This is a genomic window from Selenomonas sp. oral taxon 136 (assembly GCF_001554015.1).
GTDB lineage: Bacteria > Bacillota > Negativicutes > Selenomonadales > Selenomonadaceae > Centipeda > Centipeda felix.
This window is the reverse complement of record NZ_CP014239.1, coordinates 1,124,411-1,146,564: the sequence shown is the minus strand read 5'-3', so window position 1 is coordinate 1,146,564 and position 22,154 is coordinate 1,124,411. Positions and strand designations below refer to the sequence as shown.

Below are 22,154 nucleotides of genomic sequence, written 5' to 3'. Positions count from 1 at the left end.
TTTCAGCCTCCTTACCGGAAGTAATGATAATTTCTATGTGTATTTTATTATACGAAATTTTGAAGTCTTTTTGCAACACTTTTCTTCACACCAATATGATTTTTTCCTGATTATTCTGCTATAATAAAGAAGGATACGGTATGTTTCGTTCCAAATTAAAGGAGGAGTTTCATGCAGAGCTTTACCTATCATTGTCCGACGGAGATCATCTTCGGGCGGGGGGCGGAGGATGCCGTTCCCGCAAAATTGCGTGCGGCAGGGGCGCGCCGCGTGCTTATTCTCCACGGCGGCGGCAGCGCGGAGCGCTCGGGGCTGCTCTCGCGCATCGAGATGAATCTGACCTCGGCGGGGCTGGCGTTCCTCGTTATGGGCGGTGTACAGCCGAACCCGCGCGTTACGTTCGTTCGTGAGGCGATCCGCGAGGGGCTCGCGGCGGATGTGAACTTCATCCTTGCGATCGGCGGCGGCAGCGTGATCGACTCGGCGAAGGCAGTCGCTCACGGCATCGCAAATCCTGACGTGGACATCTGGGATATCTGGACGAAAAAGGCAGAGCTGACGCGCACGATGCCCGTTGCGTCCGTGCTCACCATCCCTGCCGCAGGCAGCGAGACGAGCGACTCCGCCGTATTGACGAATGAGGATACGGGGCAGAAACTGGGGCTGAACGCGCCGCTCAACCGCCCTGTCTTCGCCTTTATGAACCCGACGCTCGCCTTTACCCTGCCGCGTGAGCAGATCGCCGTGGGGGCATCGGATATCATGATGCACACGATGGAGCGGTTCTTCACGGACGTCAAGGAGCCGAACGTCTTCACCGACCGCGTCGCGATTGACCTCCTGCGCACCGTGATGGAGTCCGTGCGCCGCCTCCTCGTCTCGCGCAAGGACTATGATGCGATGAGTGAACTCATGTTCTGCGGCAGTGTATCACACAATGACCTGACAGGACTTGGACGCGGTAAGGATTTCTCCGTACATAAGCTGAGCCATCCGCTCTCTGCACACTATGATGTGACGCACGGGCGTGCGCTCACTGCGCTCTGGGGATCGTGGGCGCGGTTTGCCTATCCCTACGACCCGGCGCGCTTTGCCCAGTTCGCTGCCGACCTCTTCGACATTGATGCGGGCACGGATGAGGAGCGGGCGCGCGCGGGCATCCGTCACATGGAGGAGTTCTTCACCTCCATCGGGATGCCGACGAGCATCGGCGGGCTGGGGATCGGCACCCTCTCGGCGGGGACGATCGAGCAGCTCGCCGATGATGCGACGCAGGAGGATCGCATCCGCATCGGCGTATTCCATCCGCTCACACGCGCCGACGCCATCGCCATCTACACGGCGGCAAATCACTAAGCCATCAGCAAAAGACCTGTCCGACGAAGCTATTTGGCTTCATCGGACAGGTCTTTTTATTATCACTAATTCCCCAGAAAACAACTTCCTGCATAGACAATGCCGATACATACGGCTGTGAATAGGTATTCCCGCAGCGAACCGACAGTAAAGAGCCGTATCCCGATCTTCTGCGTCGGGAGAACGGCGGGCACCTTGCCACAGACCGCGTCCTCTGCAATGTGGAGAAGTGCACCGAGGAAGATCCATAGGAGTACTGTGAGGAACATCCTGCTCCCGATGTACGTCTCGCTGTGGAGGAGCGCACCGATGAGGGCGAGATAGAGCATTGGCCAGTGTGACCAGCCGCGATGACGGCTGCGCCATGTACGCCATCCGACACTGCCGGGGGTGCCCTCCACCTTGTCCGGCAGGACGGCGCCGACGCATGCCGCCGCCGCCGCGAGTGGATCGGCACTCACCGCATAGGCAATCGTACCCGTGAGTGCAGCGTGCGATACCCATGTCATGATGGCGTATTTCCTCCTCTGAAAATGGGGACGGGCATCGAATCTATACGGATAGATATTGTGCAGACAATAGCCGTTAAGTAACTATGTGTTTGCTCTTTCTCGTGCCTCTTTGATGATGTCGGCGAGAGTGGTCTCCTCCATTTTCTTTTCCATGGCGTGCTGGATGTCTGCGAGGCGATGGTCGAGTACATCGTGGATGTGGCTGCCGACGGGACAGGCAGGGTTCGGATTCTCATGGAAGCTGAAGAGGGACTGACCGCTGATGCTCTCCACGGCACAGAAGATGTCGGTGAGCGTGATGTCCGTGAGTTCCTTGGCGATATGTGCGCCGCCCTCGCGCCCGCGCGCGACGGTGATGAGCCCCGCGCGGCGGAGCTGACCGAGGATGCGGCGGATGACGACGGGATGTGCGCCGATGCTTCCCGAGAGCGACTCGCTTGTCGCGGGCTCACGTTTGCCGAAAAGATCGACGCAGATGAGGATGTGGACGGCGATGGTAAAGCGGCTCGAAATCTGCATATTGTACCCTCCGTTGTTCGATATTCGTATCATACAATGGATGGAGGAGAAATGCAAGGGACTTCTCTACGCCAAGTCCTCGGCAAAGCGAAGCTGGCGGCGCACGTCGTTGAGAAGTTTGTAGTGGAGGGCGCGCCCCTCGCGCACGTGACGCTCCAGTGTGCCGAACGCCCACAGGCTGTGGATGATGTCACCGTTCTGCAGGGCGATGTCGCTCCCCGTGCCGCGCCGCCGCAGGACGAGGGCGGCGTATGCCGTGTTGACGTAGCCGATACCGCCGCGCCGCATGTGATACATCTTGATCGGGGTGAGGACGCAGCCATGTAGGATGGGGAGGATAATGTTGCGCCGCCGTGCCATGAGACGGGCGGCGTTGCGTCGGATGAGGCGGAGTGCCTTGTCCTCGCGCTCGGCGAGACAGGCGAGCACGTGCTCCGGTGTGGCGCCGAGCATCAGGCTGCTCCCGTGCGCGCAGATCACGGCAGTGCGCGTCGCGTCCTCCTGTGCCGGAATGAGGGCGAGGATGTCCGCCGGAGCGGGCAGGCGCTGCATCAGGCATTCTCTTTTCGTACGATTCATAGTGGATCTCCTTTGTTTGGGGGAATCACGGCAAAATGCTGTGACTCCATGACTCCTGCCTGCCGCTGGCGGGGCGCACAGGCACGGGACACGATTCTGGATCTCCTGTTCCTTTCTGAATGCTATTATAGAGAAAATATGTTCGTATGTAAAGAAAATTTTGCATGGAGGCTCTTCTTTTTTTTCGCCGCAGCAGGTATTTGGGTGTAAGCAGCTTACAGCGGACGAACAAAACGGAAAGGAGTGACATCTATGGCACGCAAAGAAGCAGCGAGCAAGCTCACGCTGAAGGTGATTACGGGGGTCGGCGCAGACGGCAAGAACCTCTATAAGAACCGCACGATCGCAGGGCTTGCGCCTGTGCTCACGGATGCGGATGCGCTCGCGGTCGGACGCGGGTTCGCGAATCTGCAGAAGCACGGGCTCGATCAGGTGATGCGCACGGATACGGCTGTCCTGACGGACTGAGCCCCCGCGCGGCAGATGATGTGAGGACATAGAAAGGAGGTACGACCATGTCGACGAAGAAACAGCTCCGCATGACGCTGGCACTCTCGACGGGCAAGAACCACACGGTCAGTTTGATGGATCCGAAGGATGATCTGACGAAGGCGGCGGTGGAGACCTGCCTGCAGGATGTCATCGCAAAGAAGGCGATCATGCTCGGTGAGGCATACCCTGTCTCCATTAAGGACATCAGTGTCCAGACGGTAGACAGCGCTCAGCTTTCCTGAGTACTGCATTTGCAGGACATGATGAGGGACACTGGACGAAGCGAAATGTTTCGTCCAGTGTCCCTTTTTGTGCTCTGTCGCCACTTCCCCCGCACGGCGGGGGAAGCTAATGTACTGTAGTCACAAGTCTCCCCCGTGCGGCACGGGGGAGGGGGACCGCGAAGCGGGGGTGGGGGCGCCTGCTGCGAGATATGTGACGCTTTGGTAAAGAACTGAGACGTGGAACGGCTTGCACTTTTCGCGTGTTTTTGGTAAACTCTAGTAGTTCCTGCGGTTGTAGCTCAGATGGATAGAGCATCTGCCTCCTAAGCAGAGGGTCGCGCGTTCGACTCGCGCCAATCGCACCATGAAAGCAGACAAGACTTCTCATCGTGAGGAGTCTTTTTTACGTGTAAAAGCCCCTCGCACACGGTCGAGGGGCTTTCTGTCTATGGACGTGTTACTTCTTCCCGAATCCGAAGAGCGACTTTAGCTTGCTGCCGATGCCCTCTGTGGGCGGTGCATCCGTGTCGGGCACGTCGTCGTAGAGGTCGGAGTTCATGACCTTCGCCGGGGGCGCGTCGTTGCGGCTCTCTGTGTCGTCGTCGCCGAGGGAGAAGCCCGCGCCGTAGTTCGGCGAGAATCCCGAGATGATGGGGATGCCGCAGTGCGGGCAGGCAGTGGCGGTGGAGGGGATGAATTTTTCACATTTTGGGCAGTACATCATGGACCTCGCTTTCGTCGGATGATTCCCTTCTATAGGATATATCGTCATTTGCGAGCAGTCGGATTATACCGATGAGCGAGAGGATGCCGCAGAGTGTCCAGAGGAGGATGCTCGGCACGCCGATCATGCTGTCCACTGCCGACTGGAGTGCGCCGTCCGCGACGGCACTACTCTCCGTCAGAACCTCGGAGGAGAAAAGCTGGGCAAACGGCAGCGGTGTGATGAGGGGTGGGAGCAGTACGGTGAAGGGGAGGAACGCCTCATAGGGGGAATGTCCCAGCGTGCGCAGGCGCTGCCGTACGAGCGGCAGGAGGGGGAGCGGAAAGAGTACGAAGGGGAGGACAAAGAGAATGATGATGACCGTGGCAAGGATCCGCGCTGCCTCCGGAATCGCCGCGACAAGGATCATGAACACGCCGGCCATGGACTGCAGGATGAGCTGTGCCGCCGGCGGGAGGACAAGCCCCAGCACGAGGAGGAGGAGGAGGCTGCGGCGGATGAACGCCGTGCGCGTCACCGTCCCCGCACAGGAGAAATACGCTGCGCGCGTGGACGGCAGTACCTCCTCGACGGGTGGATCGCCCCAGCGGTTCGCCTCGGGTTTTCCCTTTTTGAGGAAGAGCCAGCCGAGCCAGCAGGCGAGCGGGAGAAAGAGGAGGAAGAAGAGGAGCAGCGCGATGCCCATGCTCGCGGCGACGGCGGAGGCGAATGCCTCCGTTGTTCCGTTCCAGAGGGGAAAAGACGGCCCTATCATCTCGTTGAGGATGCCGATGAAGATGCATACGGGCAGGAGCATGAGGAGGAGGACGGGGACGCAGAGGAGGAGCATGGGCGCCGCCCAGCCGCCGCCGTGTCCCAGATCGTGCAGACGCCGTACGACGGCGGGGATGGCGAGCGGCGGGATGAGTGCGTAGAGGAGGAGGTTGAGCCCGAGAAACGTCGCGATGTAGACGGTGAAGAAGACCTCTGTCGAATCACGGAAAAAGCCCACCGCAGCGGATGCGGTGAGCGGGAAGAGGAGATAGCAGAGCGCGAGCATGGCAAAGAAGACGCCGCCGCTGATGACGCCGAGCGTCAGAGCGAAGTCGCGCCGCGTGAGCCTGCCCGTGCGAGAAAAGAGTGCGTGATTCATACGCAGTCCTCAGCTGCGCGATACGCCGCTGTCATGCGATGTATCACTGTCTGTCTGTGCAGTATCTATTCCTGTGCTGTTCGTCGTATGGGCGACAGGCGCCGTGAATACGGGGATCTCATCCCCCGTGCCGAGCGGATCCGGGCCGTAGGCGTTCGGTCCCTCTGTGCCCTTCTTGAAGATGAGGTAGAGCGCGAAGAAGAAGCTGACGACGGGGACAAAGCTCAGCAGGATGAAGAATGCCGAGAGGTCGAGGTCGTGCAGACGGCGGATCGCGAGGAGGTAGCCCGAGATGATGAAGGGCAGGTAGAGGATATAGGTCGCACTGAATGCGCCCATCATGGGGAGGTCATTCCCCATCGGTGCCGCCGCCGTGGTAAAGGCGATCACCATCAGCAGGTTGTAGATCGCCGTCATGATAAGACCGAGGGCGAGGCAGCGCAGGATGTAGGGCTTGCGGTTGAGACGCCCCTCCCACGAGAAGAACATTTCCCGAATGGTATCGATTTGGAACATGATGATTCTCCTTTTCGTTGATGAGGGAATCACTGTTTCATGGAAAACGATTCCCAAAATATGCGGCTATTGTAGCATAGTCGCCTGTGATTCACAAGAAAAAGATATGATCTAGTATTAAAGACAAAAGAGAGAATAAAAAAGGAGCTGTTGCACGAAGTTTGCAGCTTCGTGCAACAGCCCCCTTGTCGGCAGCATTTGACTTGGCGGCGAACGCATACCGCTAAGCCGCATCGATCTCGCTCTCGTCGGAGACGGCGTTGCGCCCCTTTTCCTTGGAGCGGTAAAGGGCGCGGTCGGCGCGTGCGATGAGCCCGGGGAGGGAGTCGCATCCCCCGTGCCATGTGGAGATGCCAAAGCTGAGCGTGACGCCGCCCATGCGCTCCTCAAGGATGGCGCGCAGTCTCTCGCAGAAGGCGGTCATCGCCTCGAGGTCGTAGTGCAGGCCGAGGAGGACGAACTCGTCGCCGCCGTAGCGGATGAAGATGTGGCGGCGGTCGATCTCGTCGTGGATGATGGCGGCGATGTCTCTGAGCACCTGATCGCCTGCGAGGTGCCCGTGCGTGTCGTTGACCTGTTTGAAATGGTCAATGTCAAAGAGGGCAAGGGAGAACCTAAACCCGCGCTCGTGCGCGAGGGTAGAGAATCGCTCAAAGCCCGCGTCAAGCTGATGGCGGTTGTAGCAGCCCGTAAGGAAGTCGCGCTTGGCGGCGTCCTGCGATGCGGCGAGCTCCTGTGAGAGGCGCTCGTTCTGGCGCTCGAGTGTCGCCTCCTCCATCATCTGGGTGCGGATGAGGTGGAGGATGAGCGGAACCATGGCGTAGACAGAGAACACGGCCATGGAGAGAATCCCCGTGAAGAGATGGTGCTCCCAGTGCAGTACGTCAAAGATGGAGAGCGCGGCGAAGGCGATCAGGCCAAAGGCAGCGTAGCGGCACGCGGGGTGGTATGCCCAGTGGGAGCGGAGGAGTGCATGGATGAGGATGAGATCTGATGCAAAGAGCAGGATGTTGTAGAACGGGAGCACGTTTTCGTATGCGTTTCGTCCGATGAGTTCGGCGAGGGTCACCGCTGCGAAGATCCCGACGAAGATGTGCAGGATGCTCTTCACACGCGCGTGGTACTGCGGCGCGGCGATATCGCGCACGACGAGCGCCCAGCAGATCGGCAGCGCATAGATCATCGCGAGATGGAGCTCCCACCAGAGTGCGGGCATCCCGAAGATGCGCGGGAAGAGGGTGGTGTTGCCCGTCGTCCACAGGGCGAATGCGGCGAGACAGGCGATGAGGTAGATGTGTGCACGGCGGTGCACGTCGTGCAGGGCGCGCCACGAGAGGTTGAGGCTGAGGAACGCGATCATCGCGAGGGCGATGGAGAGCGCCGAGGTGTAGATCGCGTCGGCGAAGGAGATGTTCTTCATGAACTGCGTTGTCGTGTCGATCTCAAAGTCGTCGATGCTCCCACGCCGCCCCATATCCGTCGTGTGCAGGAGGATGGTGAGCCGCCGTCCTGCCGCCTTGTTGTCGAGGGGGACATAGTGGATCGTGCGGCCGCGCGTTTCCGTGCGCCCCGACCAGTCGCCGTAGCGGTAGAGGAGGTCGTCGTCGAGGTAGACGGCGATATCCTGATTCGTTGTGGTAAAGAGCAGATTGCCGTCCATGAACTGTGAGGCATACGGGATCTCCTACGAAAGATAGACCGCCGATGCATCCGTGGGCAGCGGCGGCGGGACGGGATAGTCATAGGGCTGCCAGTCGAGCGCGTCAGCGCGAAAGTCGCGGAGCATCGGGGAGGTCGTGTCCGCGAGGGCATACGTGGGGGGGAGCTGACAGTCGGGGGGCGCTGCGAGGAGACGCCATGAAATGATGCAAATGGCGGCGAGCGCTACCGTGCAGAGGAGAGCAGCGGCATTGTCCTGCAGGAATGTGCGGAGTTTCATCATGGGGAGCACCTTCCTTCTGGGGGAGAGAAGGACTTTCGCAGGAATTTGTGTGGATTTTCTAACATTATAGCATATTTAGGTGCGATAAAACAATAGAAAAGACGATTCCCGCAGGATCAGTGATCTAAGTATACAGTGGAAGGGATACAAAAAAGGCGCTGCGCGAAGTTTTGCGCTTCGCACAGCAGTCCTCTAATGCGCTGGTATCATCGGCGTTCGCCGCGTTCGGACAAATCTGCGTCAATCCGGCAGACCTTATTTTATCAGCGCTGCCTTTATATTACTCGTCAGCGATGGTGCTCCGCATTCGCGTTCGCACAGATATCGCAGCACGCTGCCTCGCTCTCGGTGGAGACGCTGTTGCGTCCCTTTTCCTTGGAGCAGTAGAGCGCACGGTCGGCACGCTCCATGAGGCTGTGCATCGAGTCATCTGCACCGTGCCATGTGGAGACGCCGAAGCTCATCGTGATGCCGTCCATGGTCTCTGCGATGGCACAGCGCAGGGATTCGCAGAACGCTGCCATCTGTGTGAGGTCGTGATGGAGGGCGAGGAGGATGAACTCGTCGCCGCCGTAGCGGATGAAAATGTGGCGGCGGTCGATCTTCTCCTGTACGATCTCGGCGACGCCGCGCAGCGCATGGTCGCCGCCGAGGTGGCCGCGCGTGTCGTTGACCTCCTTAAAGTGGTCGATGTCGAAGATGGCGTAGGAGAAGGAGAAGCCCTTCTCGTGTGCGAGTGAGGCGAACCGCTCATAACTTGGTTCGAGTTGGAAGCGGTTGTAGCAACCCGTGAGAAAGTCGTGCTTTGCCTCGTCCTGTGTCTCCTGCAGCTCCTGCACGAGGGCGTTGTTTTCTCGGATGAGCTGCGCCTCCTGCATCATCTGCTCGCGGATGAGGTAGAAGACGAATGGGATGATGGCGTAGATCGAGAAAACGGTTGCTGAGAGTGTCGAGGTGAAGAGATGATACTCGAAATGGAGGGCATCGATCGCGACAAAGATCATCAGCGAGACCGCTGCGATCGCTCCGTAGCGGCAGGCGGGATGCTTTGCCCATGAGGAGCCCAGGAGGACGAAGATGGGATAGAGGAAGGTGACGGCGAGGATGGGGTAGAAGGCAAAGAGCATATTCATATAGCCGTTCAGCCCGAGTGCCTCCGCCGTCGTTGCGACGGCGAAGAGTGCGCCGTAGAGACCAAAGATGCCGCGCAGAGGACGCTTGTAGTTCGGCGGGCTGATGTGCTCGATGATTTTGATGAAAAGCATCGGCATGAGGTAGAGCATGATGAAGTGGAGCTCCGTCCAGACCTGCATCGTGCCGAAGAGTCGGGGGAAGAGTGAGGAGGTGCCCGTCGCCCAAAAGATGATGCTCAGGAGGAAGGCAATGAGGTAAAGCTGCAGATGTCGTCGTCGGATATAACCGCGCCAGATGAGATCCATGACGAGGAAGGCGATGAGTGCAGCGGCGATGGCAAGGCTCGCCGTGTAGATGGCATCGCTGATGCTGATTTTCTGGAAGAGGGCCAGCGCGCTGCCAATGAAGAAATAGTCTACGCTGCCAATCCACCGGGCATAGTTCGTATGCAGGAGGAAAGTGATGCGTTTCCCCGCGAGGGACTGCTTCGCGTCGATGAAGTGCAGGGTGCGCCCATAGGGGTTGTGGAAACCGTCCCATTGACGGGTGGTGTAGATCAGACGGTCATCGAGGTAGACGCAGAGGTTCTGATTCGTCGTCGCCGCGAGGATGTGATCAATGGAGAGAGGTATATCCTGCGGGATCTCCCACGAGAGATAGACCGCCTTCACATCGTCGGCAAGGGGCGGCACGGGGGACGTATAGGACTGCCAGTCATGCTCCGCCGCGTGGAAACCAAGGATGTCGTTATGTGTGAGATCCTTGCCGACGAGGGCGTACGAGCGAGCCAGATCAGTATACGGCATGGTATTGAGCAGCTGCCAGGCAAAGGCCATGGACCCGATGATTGCGGCGAACGCAGCCAGTCCAATGGCATTCTTCAGCGCGTGCTGTGCGGCTTCCTTCATAGGGGCTCATTTCTCCTGCGTTGTTCTCCAATAAGGGATAAATGAAATAAATGTCAATATACCACTGCATTATATCATAAAATACGGGGGCGTGTTGGGGAAAAATGAGAAAAGAGCAGGTCGTACGTTTACCAAGAGAAAAGAGTCTGCGATACGAAGGTGTTCACCTCGTACGACAGTCTCTTGTGCCTTTCCCTCACGTGGGCGGCTGACATGGATGTGTTCTATGCGTGAAAGCCGGAGAGGTCGAGCGCGTCGAATCCCGCGAGGAGCTCCCTGACCTCGTGCTCGATCCTGTCCGCGCCGCCCGCTGCGTCCGCCTCGATGTTGAGCGGCATGTTCGGATCGTGCAGCGACATGCGCAGCAGCGCCCAGCCGCCCGGGAAGATGAGGCGCACGCCCTCATAGGAGGGAGCGGCGATCCTGAGCCCCTTGTCTTTGGCGCGCTGCTCGAATGCGGCGAGGACGTCCTTTCCGTATGCCTTGACGTCGTCGGTGCCCGTGATCTTGATGCGGATCTCGCGTGCCTCGGCGGGATGGCGCAGATCCTTGATGAGGTCGCCGAGCGTCTTACCCTCGGCGTGTGCCTTTGCCGCCGCAATGAGGAGTTTTACCGCGAGGTAGGCACCGTCGTCGAGGTAGTAGTTCTCGCTGAGTGCGCCGTGCCCCGAGGTCTCGATGGCGAGCGGGGAGATTTCGCCTGCCGCGTTGCGGCGGATGCACTCGTTGATGACGTTCTTGTAGCCGCGCATGTAGCGCAGGTGCTTCAGATGGAGGTGATCCTCGAGGAAGTCGTGCAGCCCGTCGGAGGTGACGGAGTCGGTGATGATGGTGGAGCCGGGGTAGTCGGGCGCGAGGATGGCGGCCATCATGGCAATGAGGGCGTTGCGGCTCACGTCCGTGCCGTCGGCGAGGACGGCACTCATGCGATCCACGTCGGTGTCGAAGATGAGGCCGAGGTCGGCATGGTTGTTCACCACGGCATCCTTGATGGCGCGCATGGCATCAGCGTTCTCTGGGTTCGGGATGTGGTTCGGGAAGTGTCCGTCCGGGTCGAGGAACTGGCTGCCCGTCGTGTCCGCGCCGAGCGGGGTGAGAATGCGTCCCGCGAAGAAGCCGCCCGCGCCATTGCCCGCATCGACGACGATGTGCATGCCCGCGAGCGGTCGCTCCGCGCCGCCGAACGCGTCGCGGATTTTCTTCGTGAGGTGTTCGCTGTAGCGCCCGATGAGGTCGAACTTCAGGACGTGTTCGAGCGTTCCGTGTTCTTCCTTTGCCTCGGCGGCATAGGTGAGGATCTTCTCTATGTCCGCCTTGTCTGCGCCGCCCGCGGCGGTGAAGAATTTCAGTCCGTTGCGGTTGTATGGGAGGTGGCTCGCGGTAATCATGATCGAGCCGTCCGCCGCCGTGTCCTCGAAGATGGTCGCCATGAACATGGCGGGGGTGGAGGCGAGGACGCAGTCGATGCCGTGCGCGCCCGTGTAGGTGAGTCCCGTGAGGACGCTGTCCTTGATGGCGAGCGCGGAGATGCGCGAGTCATGGCCGACGGCGATCTGCAGCTCTGCGGGGCTCTTGCCCGTTGTTTCGCTGAGGAAACGGACGAAGCCGGCAGCGATGCGGTTTGCTGCCTCGGGGGTGAGGGTGACAGGTTCACCGGGCACGCCGGGGACGGCGACGCCGCGGATGTCGCTGCCGTTTGCGAGTTTTTTGAAGTCGTCCTGGGTCAGGGGCATGGGGATTCCTCCTTTGTGTATGATTGTGTGTTTGTGATGTGTGTGTGTTTATATATTATGCATTGTGCGTGAGTTATGCATGAGTATCCCCACGCAAACGCCTCGTTTCACAAGTGATCGCGCACTTATCTGCCTAAATACCTGCGAATTCCGAAACGCGCTGCGCTTGAACGACGAAATTCGCAGGGGGCAGAACGTGCGCTTATCTTCACTTGTTCCACTAAGGTTTGCTTTGGGGATACTACTACGCCACGAGTGCCCCGAGCCTTCCCCGCCGGTGCGGGGGAGGTGCTGCGACAGCGGCGGTGGGGGCGCCATGAGCGGCTACACCTTTTTATCCATAGACATCAGCCTGCACCGCGAGCGACACAGCCTCACTCCGCGCCAAAGAATTCCTCCTCGACGGCGATGCAGAGGGTGTGGTAGATGGGGAGGTGGTACTCCTGGATCTTGTACGTCTCCTCCTCGGGGGCCTTGATGACGATGTCGGCGAAGCCCGACGCGCATTTGCCGCCCGATGCGCCTGTGAGGGCGATGGTGGTCATGCCGAGCGCCTTTGCCATGCGAAAGGCGTAGAGGACATTCTTCGAGCTGCCCGAGGTGGTGATGCCGAGGAGGACGTCGCCCGCGCGCCCGAGTCCGAGTACCTGCTGGGCAAAGGTGAGATCGGGTGCCTGATCGTTCGCGAACGCTGTGCTGATCGCGAGCTGGGACGGGAGGGAGATGGCGGGGAGTGCACCCTGCAGGTGCCGCATGAAATAGTCGACGGTCAAGGGGTCAGCGGCGTCGCACGCTTCGTGGAGTTTTTCGAGGATGTCCTCGTCGAGGTGACGCGGCAGGAGAAAGCCCTTCATCAGCTCACCGACGATGTGCTCGGCATCTGCCGCAGAGCCGCCGTTGCCGCAGACGATGAGCTTGCCGCCTGCGTGGTAGGATGTGCAGAGTGCCTTGATGGCGGCGCGGATGTCTGTACCGCAGGCCTCGAGTGCGGGATAGCGTGCGATGAGCGTGTCAACGGCGGCGAGGGTAGATGATTTCATAGTTGTTGCTCCTTTGTGATTTCGTTACGATTGATGCGAGCCTCACGCGGACAGCTAGCTGCGCGCGTGAGTGCTGCGGAAATGTACCGTGTATGTTGTATGCGGAGGGCGAATCAAGAAAATGCTGCTTTCTTAAGGAATCACTGATAAAATGAGGTCAGCCAGATTGGCGTAGATTTTTTGTCCGATTGAGGCAGCAAACCGGACGCATAGCGAGGGCTATGTGGAGGATTTGCTAACGAAAAGCGGGCGAAAAAGATGCGTCAAGATGGTTGTGCCGAATTTATCAGTGATTCCTTTATGCTCCGTTCGCTTCTATTATGGACGAAAATGATGTTTTTTTCAAGAGAAAGGGGAGGGAAATGCGATAGGTTGTCCAATGCAGAGGATTTCGCTGGCGTACTGGTGCGTCCAGCCTGTAAGAAAAGGCAAAGCGTCAGAAATGACGCGGGGTTAGAGGGGGGTTCCCATACGCATTCCTGCCTTTTGAGGTGTAAAATACTCCATTTTGAAGTTATTGATTTTAATTTATAATTATTTATCGATATTTTATGGAATTTATCCATATTGTTTTACTGATTCGCTTTTGTGTTTTTACAGGGGGGAAAATCTCTCTGATGGGATTCTTCAGTAAGTGTATGGGCATAAGAAAAGGGACACTGTACGAAGCCGGAGCTTCGTGCAGTGTCCCACGTTTCTCTGTGTATCTCAGCGGCTGCGATAGCGGTCGGCGATGGCACGCGGGCTGTCGCCGGCATCGAGTGCCGAGGTCGGCGGCGTGACGTCCATCGGCGCGGCGTTTTGCGGTGCGCTGCCCTGCGGACGGATGTCCGTGATGGGCGGCTGCTCTGCACGCTGGTAGACGTTCTCCTCCTCCTTGCGGGAGCGGAAGCGGTTCCAGAGCCAGCGCAGCACCATGAAGGCGGCGACGGCGATGGCGACGTTCACAAGGACGCCGAGAATGTCGGCGAGGAGGCCGCTGCCCATGCCGCCGAGGAGGCTCGCGAGGAGCCCGCCGAGCATCATGCCGCCCGCGAGGAGGCCGATGTTGCGCAGGGTATTCCCCCAGCCTGTGCTGCTCTTAGCGGGGGTCGCGGCGTTTGCTGCATTCGCCTTGCTGTTTGCCGCGGGGGCATTCTTTTCCAGCTGGTTCGCGTTCTTCGAGGGGGCGTAGCTGTTGCCGTTCCCCGAGACGGATTTGCCGCTGCTGCTCTGTCCCTCGGATGCCTTCGGTGCGGCCTTGGGCGTCGCCTTCGGTGAGATGCGCGCGCCGCCCTTGGCGGCCTCTGCCTGTGCACCGAGCGTACTCTGCACGGCGTTCGGGACGATGATGGGTGCGGTAAAGGCCAGCGAGCCGACCATTGCCGCAGCGATGAGTTTCTTTAGTTTCATTCCATATTCTCCTTCATATATCATTCGATACGGGGATAGCTCCGGTATTCGTAACCGGATTGAAGAACGCAGATTTATACCTTGACGACCGCTTGCGTAACGAGGTGTTCTGCGAGGAGCACACGAAGATGCCTTACTCCTGATAGGACTTGATGTCCTCGGGGAAGGCGTAGATCTCGCCGACGGTGTCGAGCTCGCCTGAGAGGTAGCGGTCGATGTCGTCCACGTCGATGTAGAGCTTGCAATTGATGTCGAGGTAGCCCTGCTCGCGCCCGTCGGAGAGGTCGCGGATCGCCATGAGCTTTTCGCGGAGCTTCAGGAGGTCGCTGCGCGTCGCGTGTACGTCGAGACGCAGCTGGGGGACACCGTATTCTTTGAGGACTTCGTCCGTGGTCATACGCTGTGACATAGTGTTTTCCTTTCTATGGAAGCATTGATTTGTTCAGTCGCGCCATCTTGGCACATTTTTCCCGTATCTCGTCGGCAATTCCTCTACGTAGGTTTGCCTCCTTGTCCGTACGAGAACATCTGCGCCAATCTGGCATACCTTAGGAAGCACTGATAAATTCGGTACAACCATCTTGACGCATCTTTTTTGCCCGCACTTCGGCGGAAAATCCTCCACAGAGCACCACTCTGCGTCCGGTTTTCCACCTCGTTCGGACGAAAAAATCTACGCCAATCTGGCAGACCTCATTTTATCAGTGATTCCCTTATTTTATCAGCGATTCCCTACACATTTCTATACTGGACTTCCCGCATGGGTGAGAATTCGATGCGGAGGGTCATGCCCATCCCCGATGCCAGCCGTTGAAGGGTTCGCAGCGATGGGTTTGCATTCCCTTTTTCGAGTTTGCAGATGTCACTCTGGGCGATTCCAGTGCGGATGGCGAGTTCTTTTTGTGTCATCCCCGCGTGCTTTCGCGCGTCGATCATCGTCTGGATGATGGCGTGTTCCGGCTGCTGTGCGTCGTATTCTCGGCGCAATTCGGGATCGCTCAGCTGCTGCTCGAGAAAATTGTCAAAGTTTGTGCTCATCTGCCTTCTCCTTTCTGTGCAGGTAGTCGGCGCGGTACTTCTTGGCACGGTCGATTTCTCCCGGCGGGGTCTTTTGCGTCTTTTTGATAAATCCGTTGGTCAGTATGATGGTCTGCCCACGGTAAAAGAAGTAGAGGACTCTGGTGATGTTGGAGGAAAATACCGTACGCAGCTCAAAGATTCCGTCACCGATTGGCTTGGAATACGGTTCTCTGAGTGCCGTTCCGTTGTCTCGCAGGAGAACGATGCGGTGCAATAGTTTCGCCCGCATCTTCTTGTCGAGTGAGAGCAGAAACTCCCGCGCTGGCTGGCGTCCATCTTCCATTTCGTAAAATTCTACGGTAAAGTCCATGAGCTTATCCTCATTATATGGGATATATCCCATAACGTCAATATGGCGTGGAGGAGGTTGATATGTAATGTATCAGGGATGACTGAATTTTAGCTGGTTTGCGCAGGCTGCCGCGTGGATGTTTCTTTCTCCCTCTGTTTGCGCAGGGCATGGAGGGCGGTTTCGAGGGCGCGCTTTTCGTAGCGGCAGGTTTCGTAGTCGAGGTCACCCGATGCGCGGAGCATCCGTGCATCGAGGGTGCGGATCTCCGCCTCGATGCGCCGTATGGCGTCCGATGGCTCCTGTGCCATGCACATCCCTCCTTTGATAAGTATTCTAACAGTTTTGGCAGAAACTGTCTACATTCCTATTATCGTTATGATATAATATGACTGTTAAGAATGTTGCCCAGAATCGTGGATTCCCTTAAGGAGTTCCTTATGAAGAAGGACTTTTATGAAAATGTACGCGAGCATGCTCTCGCCCACGCACATACGCAGGATACGTGGCGGACGCGGTTCATTCTCGCGCGTACGGCGGTGTTCCCGCTGATGCTTGTCGCCCTGATCCACGGCTATGACCGCGGCTCGGTGGAGGAGCTGATGCTCGGCGGGTTTTTCCTCCTGCTCTTTGCGGTGCTCGTGCTGCGGCATCGGCGGCTTGAGCGGCGCCGCATCTTTACGCAGGCGTATCTCGGCGTGGTGGGGGAGTATCTCGCGCGCTTTGATGGGAGCTGGAAGAAGTCGCCTGTGGACGGTGCCGCCTATCTGCGCGAGAAGTGTCCGCCCGATCGGGATCTGCATATTTTCGGCGCGGCGTCGCTCTATCAGTATCTCTGCGCGGCGCATACGCGCATGGGACGCGACCGTCTCGCCGCTGCGCTCTCGGCGACGCCGCAGGATCTCACGCGGACGCGGCGGCGGCAGGCGGCGGTGACGGAGCTGCTCGCCCATCCGCTCCTCGCCTTGGAGCTGGAGGCGCGCGGGGCGCTCCTGCCCGATGCGCATGATACGCGTGCACTTGCCAAGGAGCTCGCGCAGCCGCTCAAGGGGTCGCTGAAGCTCATTTCCTGCATCGGCATCGTTCTTGCCAATGCCTGTGTCTGGTCACTGTTTTGGGCGATTTTCTTTGGCGGCAGCTGGGCGATTCCGATTGCGCTCTTTACGTTCAATCTCACGATGGCGATGGCGTTTTTCTCGCGGACGCAGCGCGAGCTGGCACCGCTCGGCCGCATGGCGCGTGCACTGCGGCTCTATGGGCGGATCTTTCGTGCGCTCGAGCGCGCCCCGCTGCGCAGCGCTGCGTTTCACGCGATTCTGTCGCCGCTCTTTGCGCCCGTGCGCGCGACCGTCGGGCTGAGCCGTCTGACGATTCTCGCCGACTGTGCGGCGATGCGGCGCAATTTCTTTTTCTTTCTGCTGGCGAATGGGATTCTGCTCTGGGATTTTCACTGCATGGCGTATTTTTCCCACTGGCGCAAGGGGTACGGTGCGGCGGCGGCCGACTGGCTGAAGGTGTGGGCGGAGACGGAGGTGCTGCTCTCGCTCGCGCGCGTCGGGCATACGCGTGAGGTGCATGTGTTCCCGCGCTTTGCGGAGGAGGGCGCGCCGCAGCTCGTGGCGGAGGACGCGACGCTGTTGCTCCTGACGGAGGAGACGGCGACGCCGAACGACGCGCAGCTCACGGCAGGGACGCTCGTCATCACGGGGTCGAATATGTCCGGCAAGACGACCTATATGCGCTGCCTCGGCGCGAATGCCGTCCTCGCGTATGCAGGTGCGCCGGTATGTGCGCGCTCTTTTACGCTCACGCCGATGGCGGTCTATACGTCGATTCAGATCAGCGACGATCTCGCAGGCGGGATTTCGACGTTCTATGCGGAGCTCCTGCGCATCAAGAAGATGATGGTCTACAGCAAGCGCGGCAAGCCGATGCTGATCTTGATTGATGAGATTTTCCGCGGGACGAACTCCGCCGACCGCATTGTCGGTGCGCGCGAGGCGATCCGTCGTCTGACGCTGCCGCATGCGATTACGGTGGTGACGACGCACGACTTTGAGCTCTGCGATCTCGGACGCGAGGGCATCCCCGTGACGAATGCGCATTTTGAGGAGCACTACGAGGGGGATAAGATCCTCTTTGACTTCAAGATGCGACCAGGGCGCTGCCACACGACGAACGCGCAGTATCTCCTGCGCATGGCGGGCATTATGGGGGAGTGAGGCGGGGATTTCCCTCGGCTTTGCGGACACGGTGACAGCACGGCGGAAATCTGTTATAATGGGGAATACTTTCCTGCGATAAGAGAATGAAGGAATCGCTGATAAAACAGACCCTCGGATTGGCGCTGCATTTATCCGTGCTTCCTGAATGGCAGTGCGGGGGATCCCTCCGCTGAAAGGATACAGAATGAACGAGCATGCTGCACGCCCCACTGCCACGGCAGGGGTCATGACTGCCGCCGCCGTGGTCTATGCGCTCGCGGCGATCTATCTGCCCATGTTGACCATGATGATGGGAATGCTCTGGCCCGTGTTTATCGCGCTCGTGACGGTGCGCGCGGGGGGCGGTTCGGCGCGCTCGCGGCCGTGGCGGCACTCCTCCTCACGATGCTCTTTGCCACCCCCGTGGCGGGGGCGACGTTTGTCCTCTCCTTTGCGCCGACGGGGCTTGCCCTCGGGCTGCTCCTGCGCCGTCAGGGCGGCACCCTGCGTGCACTCGTGGGCGGCACGCTCGCCTCGCTCCTCGGAAAGGCGGCGGCAGGCCTGCTCATCCTCCTGCTCTTCGGCATCAATCCGTTTGCGATGGATCCTGCCGTCATGCAGCAGGCGATGGATGAGACGCTCGGGATCTACCGCTCGCTCGGCATGACCGAGGTACAGATCGAGGAGACGCGCGCGGCGGCGAGCGAGGTGCTGGAGCTCTTTCTCCTGATGCTGCCTGCGCTCTTCGTGGGCAGTGCGCTGATCGAGGTGGGCGTCTGCTATGCTGTCATGCGCAAGGTGCTGCGCCGCATGGGTGTCGCCGTTACGGCGCTTCCGCCGTTTGCCGCGTGGCATCTGCCCGTCGTTTTCCCCTATCTCTTTGCCTTCTCTCTGATCGGTATCTACTGGGGCTCGACGCGCGAGATCGTGCTGCTCTATCAGGTGGCGCTCAACGGCTATGTGATTGCGTTTCTCACAGGGCTCGTGCAGGGCCTTGCACTCCTGCATTTCTTGCTCCTGCGCTTCCGTGTCTCGCCCTTTGTGCGCGCGCTCATCTACGTGTTCATTTTCGTCAACGGCGTGATGACACAGATCATCTCGTGGACGGGGCTTTTCGATATGGTCTATGACTATCGCCGACGCATTCGTGAACGGCAATAATACTAATGGTTTATATATACTGTATATGCGATGAAAATACATATTCGATATAGATAAAATAACGTAAAGAAGGTGATACTATGCCGCGGAACTTATCCGCGTGGGTCGATCTGACGATCCATCTGATCGTCATGCTTGCGCTTGCGCTCGTGACGTTCTGCTACAGCACGTTTGTCGGTGCGGCGGCCCTCCTCCTATGGGCGGTGCTGGCTGCGTTTGCGTGGGAACGATGTCGTGACAGGGAGCGGCGATTTGAACGCTACTGTATGGGCATCATCCGTAATGTGAACGACGTTATGAACTACGCCGTGGATCGTCTCCCGCAGGCGATCCTCCTCGTCAATCAGGAGGGGCATCTGGAGTGGTGCAATCACCAGCTCGGTGATGCGCTTGGCGAGATGCCCGAGCCCGGTACGGCGGTCGCGGATTTCTGGCCGCATTTTAACCTTGCGTCCATCTGGGGGACGGAGGGAGAGCACCGCTTCTCCCACGCGGGACACTCGTATCGCGTCTATCACCGCATGGTCGCGGAATCGTACCATAGTGAGCCGCTGATTGCGCTCTACGTCGAGGACGAGACGGAGTATGCGGCGCTCGAGAAGCGCTACTACGGGAGCCGTACCGCCCTCCTCTACATCCAGATCGACAACTATGATGAGATCATGCAGGGACAGAGCGAGACGGAAAAGTCCATGCTCCTCCTCGCCGTCCGCGAAAAGATCGATGGCTGGGTCGGCGGGCTCGGTGGCTTCCTGCGCAGCATCTCCGACGGTGAGTACGTGGCGCTACTGGACCGCAGGTCACTCGACCACGCCATCGCGGAGAAGTTCGACATCCTCGATCAGGTACGCAAGATCATCAACACGAAGGGCATGCCTGTGACGCTCTCCATCGGCCTTTCTCTCGCCGCCGAGCAGACCCTGCGCGAGCTCGGTGAGGAAGCGGAGGCAAAGCTCGACCTTGCCCTCGGGCGTGGCGGCGATCAGGTGGCGCTCGACATCAGCGGCAAGACGCAGTTCTTCGGCGGCAAGGCAAAGGCAGTCGAGAAGCACACGCGCGTCAAGGCACGCGTCGTGGCGCACGCACTGCGCGATATTATGGAGAACTCGGACGAGGTGTACGTCATGGGACACCACAACGAGGACTACGATGCGTTCGGTGCGGCGATGGGCGTCGCGTGCATGGCACGCTCTCTCGGGAAGAAGGTACACATCGTCCTCAGCGAGATGAATGAGGGCATTGACCGCATCGTGGATCTCGTGCGCAAGGATGAGGCCTACGAGGGACTCTTCCTCCGTCCCGGCGATATCACGGAGACGCCGTCACTGTCCTCCCTGCTCGTCGTGGTGGACGCGCATATCCCGCATATCCTCGCCGACCCTGCCCTGCTCGAACGCATTCCGAAGGTCGTCGTCATCGACCATCACCGCCGCAGCGAGCATTTCGTCAAGAACCCGCTGCTTGTCTACATCGAGACGGCGTCCAGCTCGGCGAGCGAGCTCGTGACGGAGCTGCTCATGTACTTCGGCGACAACGTCCGCCCGACGCGCCTCGATGCAACGGCGCTCTACTCGGGTGTCGTGGTGGATACGAAGAATTTCAACGTCGGTGCGGGCGTGCGCACCTTTGATGCGGCGGCATACCTGCGTCGCGCCGGCGCGGATCCCGTACTCGTCCGCACGCTCTTCCAGAGCGACTACGAGACGACGGTATCGCTCGCACGGGCGAAGGCAAACGCTGTCTACTACCCGGGCGGGCTGATCGTGGGGAGCCTCCCCGATCTCCTGCCAAACGGGCAGATCATCGCCGCACAGGCGGCGGACGGCATGCTCCGCGTCGATGGCGTGCGCATGAGCATCTATGTGTTCCCGCTCGCGAGCGACGTGGTGGGCATCAGTGCACGCTCGTCGGGAGAGATGAATGTGCAGGTCATCATGGAGGCGTTCGGCGGCGGCGGACACGCCAATGTCGCAGGCGCACAGGTCAAGGGCGTCCCGCTGGATGAGGTGCGCGCACAGGTGGTAGAAAAAGCAAAGGCATATATAGAGGAGAGTGACCAACGTGAAAGTCATACTGCAGGCTGATGTAAAGAATATTGGAAAAAAGGGCGAGATCGTGGAGGTGGCGGACGGCTACGGCCGTAATTTCCTCCTGCCGAGGAAGCTCGCGCTGCCCGCAAACACGTCGAACGTGAACGTGGCAAAGGCACAGGCGGGTGCAAAGGCGCGCAAGAACGCAATGGAGGTCGATGAGGCAAAGCTCATGGCCGCACAGCTCGAAAAGGTTACGGTGGAGATCCCCGTACGCATCGGCGAGAACGGACGGCTCTTTGGTGCGGTGACGGGCAAGGATGTCGCGGAGGCGCTGAAGAAGCAGAACATCGACGTGGATCGCCGCAAGATCTCGATCAATGGAGAGGTGACGGGCGAGGGAATCTATGAGGCCGTCGTCAAGGTGCATCCGAACATTGCCACCACGATCAAGATTCACGTGCGCAAAGAGTAATCGCTGCGTGCTCTGCGCAAACACCTCGCTTCGCAAGTGATCGCGTGCTCGTTCGCCTAAATACCGACACACTTCTGAAACGCGCTTCGCTTGAACGACAGAAGTGTGTCGGGGGCGAGTCGCACGCTTTACTCACTTGTTCCGCTAAGGTTTGCTTAGATGCACGCAAGCCTCCTATGGTGTAGATCCGAACATCGCCCGGGCAAAATCCGCAGGGGCGTACCGCACACTTTTCTCGATTGCTCCTCTAGGGTTTGTTTGGGGCACTCAGATCATCGGGGCATGAATACGCACGATGTATGCAAGGCGCCAGCTGTCGCCTCCCCTGCCGCAGCGGCGGAGGGGGCGCCTTGGACGGTACATGATTTTTTCTCGTATTGATATCCTGATAATAATGTAGGAAACACTGATAAAATGAGGTCTGCCAGATTGGCGTAGATTTTTTCGTCCGAACGAGGTGGAAAACCGGACGCAGAGTGGTGCTCTGTGGAGGATTTTCCGCCGAAGTGCGGGCAAAAAAGATGCGCTGGGAAGTACTGATAAAATAAAGTCCGTCGAATTGGTGCAGATTTTTTGTCCTGTCAAGGAGACAAACCGGACGCATAGCAGAGGCTATGTGGAGGATTTGTCGACACAGACAGGGCGAAAAAGATGTACTAAGACGGCGGTGCTGAGTTTATCAGTACTTCCCTAAGATGGTTGTACCGAATTT

Annotated in this window: 22 protein-coding genes, 1 tRNA gene and 1 pseudogene; 9 read left to right on the top strand and 15 right to left on the bottom strand. The window is 58.9% G+C overall.

Annotated elements, in window-relative coordinates; translation table 11 throughout:
* Positions 1 to 171: 171 nt before the first annotated feature.
* Complete coding sequence (locus AXE86_RS05525; RefSeq protein WP_061945420.1) at positions 172 to 1,356, top strand: iron-containing alcohol dehydrogenase; 1,185 nt, start codon at positions 172 to 174, stop codon at positions 1,354 to 1,356.
* Between the two features lie 65 nt (positions 1,357 to 1,421).
* Here AXE86_RS05525 and AXE86_RS05520 read toward each other — a convergent pair whose 3' ends face one another.
* From AXE86_RS05520 to AXE86_RS05510, 3 genes are all read right to left on the bottom strand, one after another.
* On the bottom strand, positions 1,422 to 1,865 hold the full coding sequence (locus tag AXE86_RS05520) for a metal-dependent hydrolase (RefSeq protein WP_061945418.1): 444 nt from the start codon (positions 1,863 to 1,865) through the stop codon (positions 1,422 to 1,424).
* Positions 1,866 to 1,949: 84 nt separating this feature from the next.
* Positions 1,950 to 2,387, bottom strand: a complete 438-nt coding sequence (locus tag AXE86_RS05515) for an Rrf2 family transcriptional regulator (RefSeq protein ID WP_198145294.1) — start codon at positions 2,385 to 2,387, stop codon at positions 1,950 to 1,952.
* 66 nt (positions 2,388 to 2,453) lie between these two features.
* Positions 2,454 to 2,966, bottom strand: coding sequence for a hypothetical protein (locus AXE86_RS05510; protein ID WP_061945414.1), 513 nt, complete (start codon positions 2,964 to 2,966; stop codon positions 2,454 to 2,456).
* Between the two features lie 252 nt (positions 2,967 to 3,218).
* On the opposite strand from AXE86_RS05510, the gene AXE86_RS05505 reads away from it, so the two are divergent.
* From AXE86_RS05505 to AXE86_RS05495, 3 genes are all read left to right on the top strand, one after another.
* Positions 3,219 to 3,434, top strand: coding sequence for a DUF1659 domain-containing protein (locus AXE86_RS05505; protein WP_009753423.1), 216 nt, complete (start codon positions 3,219 to 3,221; stop codon positions 3,432 to 3,434).
* A gap of 47 nt (positions 3,435 to 3,481) precedes the next feature.
* Positions 3,482 to 3,700 (top strand): DUF2922 domain-containing protein, encoded by a 219-nt coding sequence (locus tag AXE86_RS05500; protein WP_061945412.1) that lies wholly within the window; start codon positions 3,482 to 3,484, stop codon positions 3,698 to 3,700.
* A gap of 270 nt (positions 3,701 to 3,970) precedes the next feature.
* Positions 3,971 to 4,047, top strand: a tRNA-Arg gene (locus tag AXE86_RS05495).
* 92 nt (positions 4,048 to 4,139) lie between these two features.
* Here the strand turns inward: AXE86_RS05495 and AXE86_RS05490 are convergent.
* From AXE86_RS05490 to AXE86_RS05435, 12 genes and pseudogenes are all read right to left on the bottom strand, one after another.
* A complete protein-coding gene (locus AXE86_RS05490; RefSeq protein ID WP_198145307.1) occupies positions 4,140 to 4,403 on the bottom strand; it encodes a zinc ribbon domain-containing protein in 264 nt (87 codons plus the stop codon).
* Entirely contained in the window at positions 4,384 to 5,538 is a 1,155-nt protein-coding gene (locus tag AXE86_RS05485) for a DUF805 domain-containing protein (protein WP_061945407.1), read from the bottom strand. The genes AXE86_RS05490 and AXE86_RS05485 overlap by 20 nt, the downstream gene beginning before the upstream one ends.
* 9 nt (positions 5,539 to 5,547) lie before the next feature.
* Positions 5,548 to 6,054, bottom strand: coding sequence for a DUF805 domain-containing protein (locus AXE86_RS05480; RefSeq protein ID WP_061945405.1), 507 nt, complete (start codon positions 6,052 to 6,054; stop codon positions 5,548 to 5,550).
* A gap of 223 nt (positions 6,055 to 6,277) precedes the next feature.
* Positions 6,278 to 7,996: pseudogene (locus AXE86_RS05475) on the bottom strand (diguanylate cyclase).
* A 287-nt stretch (positions 7,997 to 8,283) separates the two neighbouring features.
* A complete protein-coding gene (locus AXE86_RS05470) occupies positions 8,284 to 10,038 on the bottom strand; it encodes a GGDEF domain-containing protein (protein WP_061945403.1) in 1,755 nt (584 codons plus the stop codon).
* A gap of 224 nt (positions 10,039 to 10,262) precedes the next feature.
* On the bottom strand, positions 10,263 to 11,771 hold the full coding sequence (locus AXE86_RS05465; RefSeq protein ID WP_061945400.1) for a phosphoglucomutase: 1,509 nt from the start codon (positions 11,769 to 11,771) through the stop codon (positions 10,263 to 10,265).
* 374 nt (positions 11,772 to 12,145) lie between these two features.
* The gene (locus AXE86_RS05460; RefSeq protein ID WP_061945398.1) at positions 12,146 to 12,811 is read right to left on the bottom strand and encodes a D-sedoheptulose-7-phosphate isomerase; all 666 of its coding nucleotides are present in this window, start codon (positions 12,809 to 12,811) and stop codon (positions 12,146 to 12,148) included.
* A 708-nt stretch (positions 12,812 to 13,519) separates the two neighbouring features.
* Positions 13,520 to 14,203 carry a hypothetical protein gene (locus tag AXE86_RS05455; RefSeq protein WP_061945396.1) on the bottom strand — a complete coding sequence of 228 codons (684 nt, stop codon included), beginning with the start codon at positions 14,201 to 14,203 and terminating at the stop codon, positions 13,520 to 13,522.
* A gap of 133 nt (positions 14,204 to 14,336) precedes the next feature.
* Positions 14,337 to 14,612 carry a hypothetical protein gene (locus AXE86_RS05450; protein ID WP_039981208.1) on the bottom strand — a complete coding sequence of 92 codons (276 nt, stop codon included), beginning with the start codon at positions 14,610 to 14,612 and terminating at the stop codon, positions 14,337 to 14,339.
* A gap of 323 nt (positions 14,613 to 14,935) precedes the next feature.
* The gene (locus AXE86_RS05445) at positions 14,936 to 15,241 is read right to left on the bottom strand and encodes a helix-turn-helix domain-containing protein (RefSeq protein ID WP_061945394.1); all 306 of its coding nucleotides are present in this window, start codon (positions 15,239 to 15,241) and stop codon (positions 14,936 to 14,938) included.
* Positions 15,225 to 15,626 (bottom strand): type II toxin-antitoxin system RelE/ParE family toxin, encoded by a 402-nt coding sequence (locus AXE86_RS05440; protein WP_232294930.1) that lies wholly within the window; start codon positions 15,624 to 15,626, stop codon positions 15,225 to 15,227. The genes AXE86_RS05445 and AXE86_RS05440 overlap by 17 nt, the downstream gene beginning before the upstream one ends.
* Positions 15,627 to 15,682: 56 nt before the next feature.
* A complete protein-coding gene (locus AXE86_RS05435; protein WP_061945384.1) occupies positions 15,683 to 15,883 on the bottom strand; it encodes a hypothetical protein in 201 nt (66 codons plus the stop codon).
* A gap of 129 nt (positions 15,884 to 16,012) precedes the next feature.
* Between AXE86_RS05435 and AXE86_RS05430 the strand changes: the two genes are divergently transcribed.
* The 5 genes from AXE86_RS05430 (at position 16,013) to AXE86_RS13185 (ending at position 22,136) form a co-directional block, all read left to right on the top strand.
* Entirely contained in the window at positions 16,013 to 17,794 is a 1,782-nt protein-coding gene (locus AXE86_RS05430) for a MutS-related protein (protein ID WP_061945382.1), read from the top strand.
* Between the two features lie 366 nt (positions 17,795 to 18,160).
* Positions 18,161 to 18,937 carry a DUF2232 domain-containing protein gene (locus AXE86_RS05425; protein ID WP_335338509.1) on the top strand — a complete coding sequence of 259 codons (777 nt, stop codon included), beginning with the start codon at positions 18,161 to 18,163 and terminating at the stop codon, positions 18,935 to 18,937.
* Positions 18,938 to 19,017: 80 nt separating this feature from the next.
* Entirely contained in the window at positions 19,018 to 21,021 is a 2,004-nt protein-coding gene (locus AXE86_RS05420; RefSeq protein ID WP_061945380.1) for a DHH family phosphoesterase, read from the top strand.
* Complete coding sequence (rplI, locus tag AXE86_RS05415; protein WP_009753407.1) at positions 20,999 to 21,442, top strand: 50S ribosomal protein L9; 444 nt, start codon at positions 20,999 to 21,001, stop codon at positions 21,440 to 21,442. The genes AXE86_RS05420 and rplI overlap by 23 nt, the downstream gene beginning before the upstream one ends.
* Before the next feature lie 544 nt (positions 21,443 to 21,986).
* Positions 21,987 to 22,136, top strand: a complete 150-nt coding sequence (locus tag AXE86_RS13185; RefSeq protein ID WP_071884711.1) for a secretion protein HlyD — start codon at positions 21,987 to 21,989, stop codon at positions 22,134 to 22,136.
* Positions 22,137 to 22,154: the final 18 nt, after the last annotated feature.